The sequence below is a fragment of the Sphingopyxis sp. MWB1 genome, assembly GCF_000763945.1.
Taxonomy (GTDB): Bacteria; Pseudomonadota; Alphaproteobacteria; order Sphingomonadales; family Sphingomonadaceae; genus Sphingopyxis.
The window spans coordinates 391,169-406,342 of the sequence record NZ_JQFJ01000002.1 but is presented as its reverse complement, the minus strand read 5'-3'; the positions used below and the strand labels follow the sequence as shown (position 1 = coordinate 406,342).

Sequence of the window (15,174 nt, the reverse complement as noted above, 5' to 3'; positions counted from 1 at the left end):
CGCCTTTCATGCCACAGATAGCCCAGCTAACCGCTGACAATTGGTATCTTGCCTCGCAGCTTTTCTGGCTGCTCGTCGTTTTCGCCGCTATTTATGTGGTGATCGGCCGCGGCATGTTGCCGAAAATCGAAGCGACGGTGGATGCCCGGGACCGCAAGGTCGCCGACGATCTGGCGGCGGCCAAGGCGGCCCATGCCACGGCCGACGCGCTGGAGGAAAATTACCGCCAGCAAAGCGAAGCGGCCCGCACCGCGGCGCAGGCCGCGGTCGCCGACGCCAAGAGCAAGGCGGCGCTCGACGCGGAAAAACGCCTTGCGAAGGTCGATGCCGAACTGGCTGAAAAGCTGGGCAAGGCTGAAGCCGAAGTGGCCAGCGCCAAATCCTCCGCCATGGCGGAGATCGAATCGGTTGCGGCCGAGGCGGCTGGCGAACTGGTAGCCAAGCTGTCGGGCGTGAAAGTCGCCGCAGCGGATGCCAAAAATGCGGTGAAGGCGGTGCTCCATGGCTAATCTGACGCTAATTTTCGCCGAAGGGGCGAATGAGCCCACGGCCTTTGGTCTCGATGCCACCGTGTGGGTATCGATCGCGATGCTCGCCTTCCTCGCCATATTGGTGTGGAAGAAAGTGCCCGCGATGATTGCCGGGATGCTCGACAATAAAATTGCCGAGATTACGAAGCAGCTCAACGAAGCCGAACAGCTGCGTCTCGACGCTGAATCGCTGAAGGCCGAATATGAAGCCAAGCTGGCCGACGCTGCCAAGGAGGCCGACGAGATGCGCGCCCGCGCTGCTGCCGAGGCCGAGGAACTGGTTGCCAAGGCCAAGGCCGATACCACCGCGCTGATCGCCCGCCGCAAGCAGATGGCCGAAGATCGCATTGCTGCTGCCGAGGCCACCGCGCTTGCAGAGGTGCGTAGCGCCGCTGCGAAGGCGGCGACCGACGCGGCAGCAACGCTCATTGCCGCACGGCATGATGCGGCTGCCGACAAGGCCCTGATCGATCAGGCGATTGCATCGGTCGCCAAAGGCTAAGCGCTTTCGCCTTGAACGAAACAGGACGCCCGCGGTTTTCCGCGGGCGTTTTGCTTTGAAACTCTCGACCCGGTCGTCATCCCGGGCTTGACCCGGGACCCGCCTGTTCTTGGAAACCACCATTTCCTTCGAGGGAAAAGGGAAACAGCTGATTTTCAGACCCAGCATATTCCGCCCCCTATGGCGATGCCTCGCCGCTTCGCCTACATGACGTCCATGGCTCGCCCCAATTCCCCCGACCGGTTCAACGAGGAAAAAGCCACCTATGTCGTGCGCGGCAGCGGGGAGGCGGAGGACAAGCCCGATCTGGCGCGCGGCGCCGACATTATCCGCACGGTGGTGCGGAAGCTTCCGGGCCGCCCCGGCGTCTATCGCATGCTCGATGCGCGCGGCGATGTGCTGTATGTCGGCAAGGCGCGTGCACTGAAAAACCGCGTTACCAATTATACCCAGGTCGCGCGTCTGCCGCAGCGGCTCCAGCGCATGGTCGCGCAAACGCGCGCGATGGAGATCGTCACCACTAACAGTGAGGCGGAGGCGCTGCTGCTCGAAGCGCAGCTCATCAAACGCTACCGCCCACCCTATAATGTGCTGCTGCGCGACGACAAAAGCTTCCCTTTCATTCTGCTGCGAATGGATCATGATTTTCCGCGCGTGCAGAAACATCGCGGCGCCCGGCGCGCGAAGGGCCGCTATTACGGTCCCTTCGCCAGCGCCGGATCGGTAAACCGCACGCTCAACGCGCTGCAAAAAACCTTTCTGCTGCGAAGCTGCACCGACAGTTTCTTCACCAATCGCTCGCGCCCGTGCCTGCTCTACCAGATCCGCCGCTGTTCGGCGCCGTGCGTCGATCGCGTGTCGAAGGATGACTATGCCGAGCTGGTGAGCGACGCGCAGGATTTTCTCGAAGGCCGCTCGACCGCAGTGCAAAAGCGCCTTGGCGACGCCATGACCCGCGCGTCCGACGCGATGGATTTCGAACTCGCCGCCGTACTTCGCGACCGGCTGAAGGCGCTGACCTTCATTCAGGGCAGCCAGTCGGTCCATGCCGAAGGGCTGGGCGACGCCGATGTCTTCGCGCTCGCCGCCAAGGGCGGGCAGCTCTGCATCGCCGGCTTTTTCCTGCGTGGTGGCCAGAATTGGGGCCATCGCAGCTTCTTCCCCGCCCATGTCGCGGGGGTGCCGGAGGCCGAAGTGATGGCCAGTTTCCTCATGCAATTTTACGAAGGGGTGCCACCGCCCAAACTGATCCTCGTTGACCGCGCGCCCGAGGATTGCGCGCTCCTCGCCGAAGCCCTTGGCGAAACCGCCGGGCGCAAGGTCGAAATCAGCGTTCCGCAGCGCGGCAGTCGCAAACGGCTGCTCGAACAGGCGGTGCGCAATGCGGGCGAAGAACTCGACCGCCGCCTCGCCGAAAGCAGCAGCCAGGCGAAGCTGGGGCGCGAGCTTGCCGATCTCTTCGATCTCGACGCTCCGCCACAGCGCATCGAAATCTACGACAACAGCCACATTCAGGGCACCAATGCCCTCGGCGCCATGGTCGTCGCGGGGCCTGAAGGCTGGATCAAGGGCGCCTATCGCAAATTCAATATCAAGCGCGCCGAAACCCGGCCCGGCGACGATTTCGCGATGATGCGCGAGGTGTTCCACCGCCGCTTCGCCCGCGCGCTGGAGGAGGACCCCGATCGCAGCAAGGGCGAGTGGCCCGATTTAGTCCTGATCGACGGCGGCAAGGGGCAGGTGTCGGCGGTGGCCGATGTGTTTGGCGAACTCGGTATCGACGATCTGCCTTTTGTCGGGGTCGCCAAGGGGCCAGACCGCAATGCGGGCCGCGAAACCTTCTATCTGCCCGATGGCCGTGAATTTACGCTGCCAACCAATAATGCAGTGCTCTTCTATATTCAGCGGCTGCGCGACGAAGCGCACCGCTTTGCGATTGGCGCGCATCGCCAGAAACGCGCCAAGGCGATGGGAAGCTCGCCGCTCGACGAGGTTCCTGGCATCGGCCCAGCACGCAAAAAGGCGCTGCTCATGCATTTCGGCACCGCGCGCGCGGTGCGCTCGGCGAGCCTTGAGGATTTGCAAAGAGCGCCGGGAGTCAGCGCGGCCGTCGCGCAGGCCGTCTATGATTTCTATAATCCCGGTGGATAGGGGGAGAAGGTGATGAACTGGGCCGCAACCATGCCCTTGGCGGCAACGCTGGGGATCGAATTCGACTTGGTAACAAGGGAAAAGGTGCAAGGCCGCCTGCCCGTCCGGAAGGAGATTTGCACCGCGGGCGAGATCGTCCATGGCGGGACGATCATGGCCTTTGCCGATTGCCTGGGCGCCATTGGTGCCTATCTGGCGCTTCCCGAAGGCGCCAGCAGCACAACCACCATCGAAAGCAAGACCAATTTCCTCGGTGGTGGGCCGCTCGGCTCGACGCTGATCGGCGAAGCGACCCCGGTGAAGATCGGCAAACGCCTGTCGGTATGGCAGACACTTATCCGCACCGATGCCGGGGCCCAGGTCGCGCTGGTGACCCAGACGCAGATGGTGCTTTGGCCCGGCTGAACGCCGAGGCAATCGTCTGCGCGTTGCGCGCGCATGGCGAGCATGGCGCGATTTTGCGCGCGCTGACGCGAGAGGCCGGGCTGGTGGCGGGCTATGTGCGCGGGGGGCGGTCGCGGCGCCTGCGCCCCATTCTCATCCCCGGCAATCTGATCGCGCTCGACCTGCGCGCCCGGACCGAAGAGCAATTGGCGAGCGCCACCGCCGAATTGCTGCTCAGCCGTGCGCCCCTGCTTGCTGAACCCCTGCACGCCTCGGCGGTCGAATGGTCGGCGACGCTGACGGCGGCGACCCTGCCTGAAAATCAGCCTTATCCGGCGCTGTTCGACACGCTCGGCGCCGTGCTGGATGCGGTGGCCGTCGCCCCCGCGGCGCGCCACTGGGGGGCGGCGCTCGCCCGCTATGAGCTGCTTTTGCTCGCTGAACTGGGGTTCGGCCTTGCGCTTGATGAATGCGTGGTCACGGGCAGCAGGGATGAGCTTGCATTCGTCAGTCCCAAATCGGGCGCCGCCGTTAGTGCCGGGGCCGCCGCCGGCTATGAACGCCGCTTATTGCCCTTGCCGCCCTTTCTGGCCGGGGCAGGAGAGGCGCCGCCGATGCGCGAGGTGATTGCCGCACTGGCGATTACGGGCCATTTTCTTGAACGCGACCTGTTCGATGCGCGAAACCGCGATTTGCTGGACGTAAGGGAAAGATTGATCGCCCGGCTCAACAGGGCGGTTGCGTGACTCGCCCCCGCTGCTTAAGCGGCAGGCGAGACAAGAAAGGCATAGCGTGAAAATCCTGCTCCTACCCGGCGACGGCATCGGCCCTGAAATCATGGCGGAAGCGGAGAAGCTGCTCGCGGCGCTCGACCTTCCCGTGACGCTCGACCATGCGCTGGTCGGGGGGGCGGCCTATGCCGCCACGGGGTACCCGCTGCCTGCTGAAACGCTGGAAAAGGCGAAGGCCGCCGACGCCATTCTCTTTGGTGCCGTGGGGGACCCGCGCTTCGACACGGTCGAACGCCATCTGCGGCCCGAGCAGGCCATTTTGGGTCTGCGGGCGGAGCTTGGCCTCTTTGCCAATCTGCGCCCGGCGCGGCTCTTTTCCGGGCTGGAGGATAGCTCCGCGCTGCGCCCCGAAGTGGCTTCGGCCATCGACCTGCTCATTGTGCGCGAGCTCAACGGCGACGTCTATTTCGGCGAAAAGGGGATGCGGACCACCGATAGCGGTGAAAAGCAGGGCTATGACATCATGGCCTATAGCGAAAGCGAAGTGCGCCGCATCGCTCATGTCGCCTTCAAGGCTGCCCAGGGACGGCGCGGGCGACTCTGCTCGGTCGACAAGGCCAATGTCCTCGAAACCTCGCAGCTCTGGCGCGATGTGGTGACGGACGTTGCGCGCGACTATCCGGACGTCACGCTGTCGCACATGTATGTCGACAATGCCGCGATGCAGCTTGTGCGTAATCCGGGCCAGTTCGACGTCATCGTCACCGGCAATTTGTTCGGCGATATCCTGTCCGACCAGGCGTCGATGTGTGTCGGCTCGATTGGCCTTCTCGCCTCGGCATCGCTCAGCGCGGGGACGCAGGGCCTTTATGAACCCATTCACGGCAGCGCCCCCGATATTGCGGGGCAGGGCATCGCTAATCCGCTCGCCATGATCCTCTCGCTCGCCATGTTGCTGCGCCATTCGGGCGGCGATGAAGCCAATGCCGCGCGGATCGAGGCGGCGGTCGCGCAGGTTTTGGCGGACGGTTGCCGGGGCGCCGACCTTGGCGGCACCATGGGCACGGCGGCGCTGGGCGACGCGGTGGTTGCCGCGCTCAATTGATCGGATAGACGGATGAAGAAAACGACCGGCCTCAACCGTGACAAGACCCGCCACTGGCGCCCGGCGACGCAGGCAATTCGCGGCGGCACCTGGCGCAGCGAGCATGGCGAAACCTCGGAGGCCCTCTTCCTCACCTCGGGCTATACCTATGACAGCGCCGAGGAAGTCGCCGCCCGCTTTGCCGGGGAAGAAATCGGCATGACCTATTCGCGCCTCCAGAATCCGACCGTCGCGATGCTGGAAGAGCGCATCGCGCTGATGGAAGGGGCCGAGGCTTGCCGCGCGCAGGCGACCGGCATGGCCGCCATGACCACCGCTTTGCTCTGCCAATTGTCGGCGGGCGATCATATTGTCGCGGGCCGTGCCGCCTTCGGTTCTTGCCGCTGGCTGGTCGATCATCTCTGCCCCCGTTTCGGCATTGAAACCACGGTCGTCGACGGGCGCGACAATGATGCGTGGGAAGCTGCCATCCGCCCGAATACCAAGGTATTCTTTTTCGAAACCCCCGCCAATCCGACGATGGACATTGTCGACATGCGCCATGTCTGCGGGCTCGCTAAGGCGCATGGCATCACCAGCGTCGTCGACAATGCCTTTGCGACCAGCGTCTTGCAGCGCCCGATGGATTATGGCGCCGATGTCGTCGCCTATTCGGCGACCAAGCTGATGGACGGACAGGGGCGGGTGCTCGCGGGCGCAGTCTGCGGCAGCGAGGCCTTCATCAACGATGTGCTCCTCCCCTTTCAGCGCAACACCGGCCCCAATCTGGCCCCCTTCAACGCCTGGGTCGTGCTGAAGGGGCTGGAGACGCTCGATCTGCGCGCGCAGCGCCAATCGGACAATGCGTTGAAGGTCGGCGCCTTTGTCGAAGGCCGCGTGCCCCGCATCCTTCACCCGGGGCTCGCCAGCCACCCGCAACATAATCTTGCAAAAAGCCAGATGAGCGCGTGCGGCCCCATCTTCTCCTTCATCCTCGATGGCGGGCGCGAGCAGGCGATGGCCTTGCTCAACGCGCTCGAACTCGTCGATATTTCCAATAATATCGGCGACTCGCGCACGCTCTGCTGCCATCCCGCCTCGACGACCCATTATGGCGTCTCCGCCGAAGCGCGGGAGGAAATGGGGGTCGCCGAAGGCATGCTGCGCATCAATATCGGGCTCGAAGACCCCGAGGACATTATCGCCGACCTCGACCAGGCATTGACCAAGGTCGGGCTTTGAGCGACGCTGGGCACGCGATGATCGACTCCTTCTTCCCCTTCGCCGCGACCACGGGCACCATCACGGTGCGCGTCGCCGTTAATTATCTGCCCGAACAGTCGCACCCGGCGCTGGGCCGCTGGTTCTGGGCCTATCATATCCGCATCGAAAATCATGGCGAAGCCGCTGCCCAGCTGATCAGCCGTCACTGGCGCATCACCGACGGTCACGGCCAGCTCAGCGAGGTCGAGGGTGAGGGGGTTGTCGGCGAACAGCCAGTGATCCAGCCCGGCGGGGCTTATGATTATGTATCAGGCTGTCCGCTCGCCACGCCCGAAGGGGCGATGGTCGGCAGCTATATGATGGAAATGGGCGACGGCGATCAAAGCCTAGTCGCCATCCCCGAATTTCCGCTCGTGGCGCCAGCGACCGCCAAATGAAGCGCACCCATCTGCCCCTGAACGCCTTGCGCGTATTTGACGCGGCTGCCCGCCATCTCAGCTTCACGCGCGCCGCCGACGAACTCGCGGTCACCCCCGCTGCCGTGGGCCAGCAAATTCGCGCGCTCGAAGATATGCTGGGCGTCGTCCTCTTCCGCCGCACGCCCAAGGGGCTGGAACTGACCGGAGAGGCCAATGCTGGCCTCGATGCGCTGCGGCAAGGTTTTTTGCAGTTCGAAGAATCGGTGCGCGCGATGCAGGCGGGGCAATCGTCGCAATCGCTGACGATCGCCGCCCCGCGCGACTTCACCGCCAAATGGCTGGCCCCGCGTCTCGCCCAATATAGCCAGCAGGCACCCGATGTGCGCTTCACCCTCGTGTCGGCTGATGGCGGGATCGACTTTACCGAAGCCAATCTCGACCTTGCCATTTTCTGGGCTGACGGCCCCGGCGAGCATGAAGGCATTGCGCTGTCCGATCCCGCGATGGTCACCGTCGCCGGCCCGGCCAGCGAAAGCGAAACGCGCATCGCCTGGCCCGGATGCCCCGCCGACGAAGGCGAAGCGGCGCTGCGTCTCGGCGATGCCGGGCTTGCGATTGACGCCGCCACCAACGGGCTGGGCCGCGCCTGCGTCCCCGCGCTTCTCGCCGCCGCCGATCTGGCGGCAGGCCGCGTGCGGCAAATTGGCGAGGCGCTGCCGGGCAAACAGGCCTATTGGCTGGTTGCCCCGCTGCCGCAATGGCGTCAGGCGAAGGTAAAGGCGATTGTCGCCGCCCTGTCAGCAGGATAGGCGCAGCGCGGCCTAATCGGCCTTCAGCGCAAGCTGGAGCAGCCGCCCGACGAGACCGATCATCGTTACCGCCGCTGTATCGGCGTCCGGGTTGTTCCAACTTGCGGTCACAACGAACCATTTGCCATCGGCCTCACGCTGGCCGAGCAGAGTCATCGACATGACCCCCAGCTCGGACCCGCCCTTATAGCCGAGATAACGCCAGCCTTTGGCGGCCTCCGGCCCCACGCCATTGTTGATCGCCAGCGCCTGCATCGCTTCGGGCGCCCCCTGTGAGCGTAGCGCGGCCATCGCCTGCGCAATGTCGCGAGGGCTTGCAAACCATTCCAGCGCATCGATATAGCGCGGTTTCCCGGCAAAGCTGACGCCGTCCACATTAGCCAGCGTCAGCCGGTCCGCCCAGCCTTCCACCATCTGCCGCTGCGCCGCATCATCCGCCGCGATAAACGCGCGCCGCTCGCTGGCAAAATTGACGCCCTTCAGGGCAAAAGCCTCTACCGTGCTCAGCATGGGAATATTGCGCGACGGCGCCTCATGCCCGGTGCCGCGCATATAGGCCTCGATCCGCTCGCGCCCCAGCAAGTGCAGCAAGGTGTCCGCAGCGCCATTGTCGCTCACCGCAATCATCCAATTGGCCAGTGTCTGGATTGTCACCGGCGTATCGGTCGCCCAACCCGCCGTCGCGGCCGACGAAAAGCTTTGGTGGGTGAGGGGCACCACTGCATCCCAGCGATGCTCGCCCGCCGCGATTTGCGCGGCCAATTCTCCCAGCAGATAGAGCTTGTAGGTCGACCCGACCGCGAATTGCGCATCCCCGTGCAGCGACGCCAGAGGGCGTATGTCGTCATTGTCAATCTCGGCGACCAGAAACCCGGCCTTTCCGGGCAGCGTCGCCATTTCGCTGCTCACCGCCGCGAAACTGTCACCCGGCAGGATGAAATTCTGGATGCGCAGCCCGGTCACGCGCTGTTCGCCGTCGGGGGACACCTCCATCGTCACCGTGCCGCTGGCCCGCGCAAAGCGCAGCCTGGCTGTCCCCCGCCACGGATCGAGCGGCTCAACCGCTTCGACGGCAAGCGGCTCGCCATAGGCCGTAATCAGATTGGCGCGCAGCGCCTCAAACTGCGCTTCGGATACCGCCGCCTGAAACAGCGGTGCAAAATATGCCCCATAATTCAGGCGTCCGCTGAAAAGATCGACCAGTTGCGCCGCGCGCCGCTCAAAAGCGCTATCCTCCGCGGCTGCGTCCTGTGGCTTTCCAGTCTTGTCGGTCGCTTCAGCGACGGATGGCTGGGTTTGCGCGGTTCCCGGCGACGCGATGAAGATGGACAAGCCCAACAGTGCGGCGGCCAGAGAAGCACGGCCAAATCGCTGTTGTCCCATCTGTCTCTCCTCGCTGCGCTCAGGCGTCGATGGCGGCCTCGTCCAGCGTCGCCGCATTGGCCTGAATGAACTGAAACCGATGTTCGGGATGCTTGCCCATCAGCCGGTCGACCAGATCCTTGACCTGATGCCGCTCTTCATATTCCTGCGGCAGCGTCACGCGCAGCAGGCTACGCGTCGCGGGGTCCATCGTTGTTTCCTTGAGCTGATTGGGGTTCATTTCCCCCAGCCCCTTGAAGCGACCGACATCGACCTTCTTGCCCTTGAACAGCGTCGCTTCCAGCTCGGCGCGATGCTCGTCGTCGCGGGCATAGGCAGAGGTGGCCCCCGCGGTCAGGCGATAGAGCGGCGGCTGCGCCAGATAGACATGGCCGCGCTTCACAATGTCGGGCATTTCCTGAAAGAAAAAGGTCATCAGCAGAGTGGCGATGTGCGCGCCGTCAACATCGGCGTCGGTCATGATGACGATACGTTCGTAACGCAGCCGGTCAGCGTCGCAATCCTTGCGCATCCCGCACCCCAGCGCCAGCGCGAGGTCGGCGATTTCCTGATTGGCACGAATCTTGTCGGCGCTCGCGCTCGCAACATTCAAAATCTTGCCGCGAATAGGCAGGATCGCCTGTGTCTTGCGGTCGCGCGCCTGCTTGGCGCTGCCGCCCGCGCTATCGCCTTCGACGATAAATAATTCCGTACCTTCCGGACCATTGTTCGCACAGTCCGTCAATTTGCCGGGCAGACGCAGCTTGCGCGCGCTGGTCGCAGTTTTGCGTTTGACCTCGCGCTCGGCCTTGCGCTTCAGCCGCTCGTCCATCCGCTCCAGCACCAGCCCCAGCAGGGCGCGGCCGCGGTCCATATTGTCGGATAGAAAATGATCGAAATGGTCGCGAACCGCATTTTCGGTGAACTTGGCGGCTTCGGGGCTCGAAAGTCGATCCTTGGTCTGGCTTTGAAACTGCGGGTCGCGAATGAACACTGACAACATCATTTCGCCACCGTTGAACACATCCTCGGCGGTGATCTGCGCGGCCTTTTTCTGGCCCACCAGTTCGCCAAAGGCGCGTAGCCCCTTGGTCAATGCCGCGCGCAGGCCATTTTCATGCGTTCCGCCGGCGGGGGTGGGAATGGTGTTGCAATACCAGCTGAACGACCCGTCGGACCAGAGGGGCCAGGTAATGGCCCATTCGGCGCGCCCCTGATCGTCGGGAAAATCCTGCCGCCCCACAAAGGGCTCGGCGGTGGCGCATTCGCGGGTTCCGACCTGTTCCTTCAGATGATCAGCGAGGCCGCCGGGAAATTGGAATACCGCTTCTGTCGGCGTGTCATCGCCGATCAGTTCGGGCGCGCATTTCCAGCGGATTTCGACGCCCGCGAACAAATAGGCCTTCGATCGGGCGAGTCGATAGAGGCGCTGGGGCCTGAACCGATTATGCTCGCCGAAAATTTGCGGATCGGGGACGAAGGAAACGCTGGTGCCGCGCCGATTGGGGGTCGGCCCCAATTCCTCCAACGCTCCCTGCGGAAGGCCGCGCGAAAAACGCTGGCGGTAAAGCTGCTTGCTGCGCGCGACCTCAATTTCGGTATCCACCGACAGCGCATTGACGACGCTGACGCCGACGCCGTGTAGCCCGCCCGACGTCGCATAAGCCTTACCCTCGAACTTGCCCCCCGAATGCAGCGTCGTCAAAATCACTTCCAGCGCCGATTTTCCGGGATATTTCGGATGGGGGTCGACCGGAATCCCGCGACCATTGTCCACCACGGTCAGACGATTGCCCGGCTCCAATATGATTTCGATACGGTTGGCGTGGCCTGCGACGGCCTCATCCATACTGTTGTCGATCACTTCAGCGGCAAGATGATGCAACGCGCGTTCGTCGGTGCCGCCAATATACATGCCCGGTCGTCGGCGAACGGGTTCCAGCCCCTCCAGCACCTCAATTTGCGAGGCGTCATAGGCTTCTCCGGCGGGAGCATCGCTATCGAACAAATCGTGACTCATATGCTGGCTATAGGAGGCGCGCGCAAGCGCTGGCAAGCGGCGTTTGCATACGAAGGCCGCGGCCTCGTTCACTTTAATTCATGTGAAATTCATCAGGTCTGACCCAATGGGAAGGAACTTTGCAGCAGACCAAAGGATTTAATCCCACGCCTGCAAGGTTATAAAAAGAAATGGAGTAATGAAATGAAATTCGCCTCTCTCCTCGCTGCTACAGCGGTAAGTTTAATCGCGGTCCCCGCGATGGCGCAGGAAGGCCGCGATTTGTCGCGTGACTTTAACGGTGCTTATGTTGCAGTTGGCGGCGGCGCCACCCTTCAAGGAAGCGATCGCGGTGAAACGCTGGTGTTCGACACCGATGGTGACGGCACCTATGGCGACACCGTCCGCACCTCGGGCGGCACTGATTTCTTCGCCCCGGGCTTCTGCAATGGCGCGGCCAATGGTGCCATCAGCGAAGGCTGCCGCAATGACAAGGATGGCGTCGAATTTTTCGGACGCGCCGGATATGACAAGCGTATGGGCAATTTCGTCCTCGGCGCGCTGGTCGAAGGCGGCCACAGCGCTGCACGCGACTACGTCAGCGGTTTCTCGTCGGACGGCGACAGCTACACCATGAGCCGCGAGGCCGACTATATCGTCAGCACGCGTCTTCGCGCTGGTTTCACCCCCGGCGGCGGCGCGCTCTTCTATGTGACGGGTGGCCCTACCTATGCGCGTCTCGATAATAAATTTTCGACGACCGACACGGACACTGCCTTCACCGATAACGGAAAAACCAATGCCTGGGGTTATTCGGCCGGCGGCGGTGCGGAAGTTATGCTGACGCAGAACCTCGGCCTCGGCCTCGAATATCTTTACACCGATGTGAAGGACAAGGATTATACCGTTCAGGCGGGTGCGGGCGCAGCCCCGATCAACGATCCCTTCCTCGGACAGGGCGGCACCGATATTCGCCGCAGCGATCCGCATTTCCGCACGCACAGTGTTCGCGGAACGGTCAGCTATCGCTTCTAATTGCGTTAGCTAAACATATTACGTCTCAGGGTAAGGGGCGTCGATCTCGTCAAGAGGTCGGCGCCCTTTCTCTCTTTGGGCCGCCGGACCAAAGGCTCATGCCATACAGGCACTCAGCTTCTCTGCGCTCAATTAGCCGCACCCAATCCCTTAGAGGCCCGCTAACTAGCTGATAAATATTAAAAATTTTCGAATATTCCTGTCGCCTGCAACCTACGCTGCGCGGCACTTTCGCCAACTTCCAAACAATCCGAACAGAGGTTCGGGTCAGGCGTTTTCGGTCTCGCCAGCTGTGGGCGCCGGAAAAATGGCAAAGTTACCATTGGCGCTCGCAACCAGCCGGTCATGCTGGAACAAGCGGGCTTCCATATTGGCGATACGTTTGCCCTGATGCAGGACTTCCGCCTCGCACGTCAAAAGGCCCGCGCGCACTCCGACATGATAGTTGAACTTGATCTCCAGCGTGGCGCACCAAAAAGCGGGGTTGAGGCGGCTGGTCAGCGCTCCACCCATCGCTGTATCGGCCAGCGAATAGGCAACGCCGCCATGGGCTACCCCATGCGGATTGAAATGCCGCACGGGATCGATCTCGATCGCCATGCGGCATCGTCCATCGCCACGCTGGACCATTTGCAGGCCGAGCATGCGCGCGAATTCAAAATCCTGACCGAATGGCCTCACCGCACGCGCGGCCCGCCAAAGGGCGGGGGCGGGGGAGGCCGACGTGTGCCGCGCGGAAGCTGCGCTTGATAGGCGCGGCCGCAATGTTCGACGCAATAGGGGAAGCCGGGGTTCACAGCTTCGCCACAGAAATGAAAGTCCGGCTCACCCGGATGCCCCATCGGCCAGCGGCAGATACGGTCGTTCAAGTCGAGCAGGCTCGTTTTGTCCGCAATCTCGGGGCTGGGCTTGGCGGGCACCAGACGGCGGGGCGGGGCGGGCGGAATCGGCGCCTGCTGATCACCCGGCCCCTGACGGATGAACCCGCCCGGACCGATGGAAACGATACGCGGAGCGTCACTCTTGGGCGCGTCGCCAGCCGCAGGCGCGGGAGCTGCCGCAGTGGCGGCAGGCGCCGGAGCGGCGGGCGGCGCAGCCTTTGCATCAGCGCGCGGCGGCGGGGCAGCGGCGGGGCGCGGCGGGGCAGCGGCCGCGCGCGGCGTCGGCGCCGATTTCGGAACTGCGGCTTTGACCGGCTTGCTCTTGTCAGCTGCCTTGACCGGCGAGGGGCGTGATTTCAGGCCGAGGCGATGGGCTTTGCCGATAACTGCGTTGCGGCTGACGCCGCCCAGCTCTTCAGCGATCTGGCTGGCGGTGAGGCCCTTCTCCCACATGTTACGCAATTGCTCAATGCGCTCGTCGGTCCATGACATAATCGATTCCTTATCTTCCTGTCGCCGCCTGCCGGAAAGCAAGGGCGGTCGGGTCGCTGCAACCATATGTTCGCACGGGGTCGCTTGCGATGAAGCCGGGGAGGCGATAGGCGAGAAAGCCATGAACGACCAGCCCCAAATTACCGCCCGCGACTCCGAGGATTTCTCCGGCCTGCGATCCTCGCTCGATCCGCAAAGATCCCGCCACTCCCTGTCGGAGCCCGGCGTGCCACATATCCGCGCTCTCAACATTCCGGGGATGCGAGCCCTCTATGTCAAGGAGGTGCGGCGCTTTTTCAAGGTCCAACTCCAAACAATCTGGGCTCCCGCCGTCACGACCTTGCTTTTTCTCGTTATCTTTACGGTGGCGCTGGGGGGTCGGGGGCGTACGGTTATCGGGGTTCCATTTGCCGATTTTATCGCGCCGGGGCTGATTATGATGGCGATGCTGCAGAACAGTTTTGCCAATTCCAGCTTTTCGCTGCTGGTCGGCAAGATACAGGGGACGATCGTCGATTATCTGATGCCTCCGCTGGCCGTGGGCGAGCTGATGATTGCGCTCGTCGGCGCGGCGATCACCCGGGCCCTGCTTGTCGGAGCGGCGCTGTGGCTCGCCATGCTGCTTTGGCCCGGCGTCGATGTGATGCCCGATCATCTGTGGGCGGTTGCGCTTTTCGCCGTGCTGGGCGCGATGATGCTGGGCTTTCTGGGGCTGATCACGTCGGTATGGGCGGAAAAGTTCGACCATGCGGCAGCCGTCACCAATTTCGTGGTCACACCGCTCGCCCTGTTGTCGGGCACCTTTTATTCGGTCGACAAGCTCGCCCCCTGGTTCCAGTCGGTCGCTCATGCCAACCCGGTCTATTATGCGATCATGGGCTTTCGCTATGGCTTTATCGGCACGGTCGATGCGACCATCGCCAGCCCGGTCGCGGTGGCCATCGGTGCGCTCGTCGTCACCAACCTCCTGCTGGGATATGCGACCTATCGCCTGCTGTCGTCGGGCTGGAAGCTCAAGGCCTGAAGCTTGGCGATGAAATGAGGGCAGGCGGCCCTAGTGGCGGTGGAGCGGCTTGACGCGATAGCGCCCCTTGTCGAGGCCATCGAACAGCGCGTCGATCTGTGGATGATCGACCGGCCCGCCATCGGCATCGCCCACCAGATTCTGCTGGCTGACATAGGCGATGTAGGAGCTGTCCTCATTCTCGGCGAGCAGATGGTAGAAGGGCTGCTCTTTCGCCGGACGCATTTCCTCCGGAATGGCGGCATACCATTCCTCGCTGTTCGCAAAGACGGGGTCGATGTCGAAAACCACTCCGCGAAATTCGAACAGGCGGTGACGCACAATATCGCCAGGCGCAAAGCGCGCGCACTCGACAAGAGGCGCGCCTGCAATGCCGTTTGTCGTCTTGCCAACAGCAAGGGGAAAAGAATTGGTCATATGGCCCATTTATGCACATTTTTCAGAGGTTCAAGCCGAGGGAGCTTTATAGCCTCTATTTCTGTATCGCGGTGAAACGCCGCGATGCGCGGCAATATCTTGTCAAATAATTCGATCTATTATGGACCTT

16 protein-coding genes are annotated in these 15,174 nt (G+C 63.0%); 11 read left to right on the top strand and 5 right to left on the bottom strand.

What is annotated here, in order from left to right:
• Positions 1–8 precede the first annotated feature (8 nt).
• From JV18_RS0102725 to JV18_RS0102685, 9 genes are all read left to right on the top strand, one after another.
• Complete coding sequence (locus tag JV18_RS0102725) at positions 9–509, top strand: F0F1 ATP synthase subunit B family protein (protein ID WP_033073317.1); 501 nt, start codon at positions 9–11, stop codon at positions 507–509.
• Positions 502–1,032: a F0F1 ATP synthase subunit B family protein gene (locus JV18_RS0102720; RefSeq protein WP_033073316.1), complete on the top strand. Its 531-nt coding sequence runs from the start codon at positions 502–504 to the stop codon at positions 1,030–1,032. The genes JV18_RS0102725 and JV18_RS0102720 overlap by 8 nt, the downstream gene beginning before the upstream one ends.
• 216 nt (positions 1,033–1,248) lie before the next feature.
• Positions 1,249–3,183 (top strand): excinuclease ABC subunit UvrC, encoded by a 1,935-nt coding sequence (uvrC, locus tag JV18_RS0102715; RefSeq protein ID WP_033074863.1) that lies wholly within the window; start codon positions 1,249–1,251, stop codon positions 3,181–3,183.
• A gap of 12 nt (positions 3,184–3,195) precedes the next feature.
• Positions 3,196–3,588: a PaaI family thioesterase gene (locus JV18_RS0102710; RefSeq protein ID WP_033073315.1), complete on the top strand. Its 393-nt coding sequence runs from the start codon at positions 3,196–3,198 to the stop codon at positions 3,586–3,588.
• Positions 3,576–4,313: a DNA repair protein RecO gene (gene recO, locus JV18_RS0102705; protein ID WP_033073314.1), complete on the top strand. Its 738-nt coding sequence runs from the start codon at positions 3,576–3,578 to the stop codon at positions 4,311–4,313. The genes JV18_RS0102710 and recO overlap by 13 nt, the downstream gene beginning before the upstream one ends.
• Before the next feature lie 46 nt (positions 4,314–4,359).
• The gene (leuB, locus tag JV18_RS0102700; protein ID WP_033073313.1) at positions 4,360–5,403 is read left to right on the top strand and encodes a 3-isopropylmalate dehydrogenase; all 1,044 of its coding nucleotides are present in this window, start codon (positions 4,360–4,362) and stop codon (positions 5,401–5,403) included.
• Positions 5,404–5,415: 12 nt separating this feature from the next.
• Positions 5,416–6,624: a trans-sulfuration enzyme family protein gene (locus JV18_RS0102695; protein ID WP_033073312.1), complete on the top strand. Its 1,209-nt coding sequence runs from the start codon at positions 5,416–5,418 to the stop codon at positions 6,622–6,624.
• A gap of 17 nt (positions 6,625–6,641) precedes the next feature.
• On the top strand, positions 6,642–7,043 hold the full coding sequence (gene apaG / locus JV18_RS0102690; RefSeq protein ID WP_033073311.1) for a Co2+/Mg2+ efflux protein ApaG: 402 nt from the start codon (positions 6,642–6,644) through the stop codon (positions 7,041–7,043).
• Entirely contained in the window at positions 7,040–7,834 is a 795-nt protein-coding gene (locus tag JV18_RS0102685; RefSeq protein ID WP_033073310.1) for a LysR family transcriptional regulator, read from the top strand. Before apaG ends, JV18_RS0102685 begins: the two co-directional genes overlap by 4 nt.
• Positions 7,835–7,846: 12 nt before the next feature.
• Here the strand turns inward: JV18_RS0102685 and JV18_RS0102680 are convergent, their stop codons facing one another.
• A complete protein-coding gene (locus JV18_RS0102680; protein ID WP_033073309.1) occupies positions 7,847–9,217 on the bottom strand; it encodes a serine hydrolase in 1,371 nt (456 codons plus the stop codon).
• Between the two features lie 19 nt (positions 9,218–9,236).
• Entirely contained in the window at positions 9,237–11,216 is a 1,980-nt protein-coding gene (gene parE, locus JV18_RS0102675) for a DNA topoisomerase IV subunit B (protein WP_033074862.1), read from the bottom strand.
• 183 nt (positions 11,217–11,399) lie between these two features.
• On the opposite strand from parE, the gene JV18_RS0102670 reads away from it, so the two are divergent.
• Entirely contained in the window at positions 11,400–12,230 is an 831-nt protein-coding gene (locus tag JV18_RS0102670; RefSeq protein ID WP_033073308.1) for an outer membrane protein, read from the top strand.
• A 267-nt stretch (positions 12,231–12,497) separates the two neighbouring features.
• Here JV18_RS0102670 and JV18_RS0102665 read toward each other — a convergent pair whose 3' ends face one another.
• Together JV18_RS0102665 and JV18_RS0102660 are read right to left on the bottom strand one after the other, a co-directional pair.
• The gene (locus JV18_RS0102665; protein ID WP_268746260.1) at positions 12,498–12,875 is read right to left on the bottom strand and encodes a PaaI family thioesterase; all 378 of its coding nucleotides are present in this window, start codon (positions 12,873–12,875) and stop codon (positions 12,498–12,500) included.
• A 32-nt stretch (positions 12,876–12,907) separates the two neighbouring features.
• Positions 12,908–13,603: a GcrA family cell cycle regulator gene (locus tag JV18_RS0102660; protein WP_033073306.1), complete on the bottom strand. Its 696-nt coding sequence runs from the start codon at positions 13,601–13,603 to the stop codon at positions 12,908–12,910.
• A gap of 121 nt (positions 13,604–13,724) precedes the next feature.
• Here JV18_RS0102660 and JV18_RS0102655 point away from each other — a divergent pair, with 121 nt between their 5' ends.
• Entirely contained in the window at positions 13,725–14,627 is a 903-nt protein-coding gene (locus JV18_RS0102655) for an ABC transporter permease (protein ID WP_081944802.1), read from the top strand.
• 30 nt (positions 14,628–14,657) lie between these two features.
• Here JV18_RS0102655 and hspQ read toward each other — a convergent pair whose 3' ends face one another.
• Positions 14,658–15,044 (bottom strand): heat shock protein HspQ, encoded by a 387-nt coding sequence (gene hspQ, locus JV18_RS0102650; protein ID WP_052072027.1) that lies wholly within the window; start codon positions 15,042–15,044, stop codon positions 14,658–14,660.
• Between the last annotated feature and the right edge of the window lie 130 nt (positions 15,045–15,174).

Coding starts and splice junctions, on each gene's coding strand:
- JV18_RS0102725 (WP_033073317.1), top strand. CDS start 9: ATGCCACAGATAGCCCAGCTAACCGCTGACAATTGGTATCTTGCCTCG.
- JV18_RS0102720 (WP_033073316.1), top strand. CDS start 502: ATGGCTAATCTGACGCTAATTTTCGCCGAAGGGGCGAATGAGCCCACG.
- uvrC (WP_033074863.1), top strand. CDS start 1,249: ATGGCTCGCCCCAATTCCCCCGACCGGTTCAACGAGGAAAAAGCCACC.
- JV18_RS0102710 (WP_033073315.1), top strand. CDS start 3,196: ATGAACTGGGCCGCAACCATGCCCTTGGCGGCAACGCTGGGGATCGAA.
- JV18_RS0102695 (WP_033073312.1), top strand. CDS start 5,416: ATGAAGAAAACGACCGGCCTCAACCGTGACAAGACCCGCCACTGGCGC.
- apaG (WP_033073311.1), top strand. CDS start 6,642: ATGATCGACTCCTTCTTCCCCTTCGCCGCGACCACGGGCACCATCACG.
- JV18_RS0102685 (WP_033073310.1), top strand. CDS start 7,040: ATGAAGCGCACCCATCTGCCCCTGAACGCCTTGCGCGTATTTGACGCG.
- JV18_RS0102680 (WP_033073309.1), bottom strand. CDS start 9,217: ATGGGACAACAGCGATTTGGCCGTGCTTCTCTGGCCGCCGCACTGTTG.
- parE (WP_033074862.1), bottom strand. CDS start 11,216: ATGAGTCACGATTTGTTCGATAGCGATGCTCCCGCCGGAGAAGCCTAT.
- JV18_RS0102670 (WP_033073308.1), top strand. CDS start 11,400: ATGAAATTCGCCTCTCTCCTCGCTGCTACAGCGGTAAGTTTAATCGCG.
- JV18_RS0102665 (WP_268746260.1), bottom strand. CDS start 12,875: ATGCTCGGCCTGCAAATGGTCCAGCGTGGCGATGGACGATGCCGCATG.
- JV18_RS0102660 (WP_033073306.1), bottom strand. CDS start 13,603: ATGTCATGGACCGACGAGCGCATTGAGCAATTGCGTAACATGTGGGAG.
- JV18_RS0102655 (WP_081944802.1), top strand. CDS start 13,725: ATGAACGACCAGCCCCAAATTACCGCCCGCGACTCCGAGGATTTCTCC.
- hspQ (WP_052072027.1), bottom strand. CDS start 15,044: ATGACCAATTCTTTTCCCCTTGCTGTTGGCAAGACGACAAACGGCATT.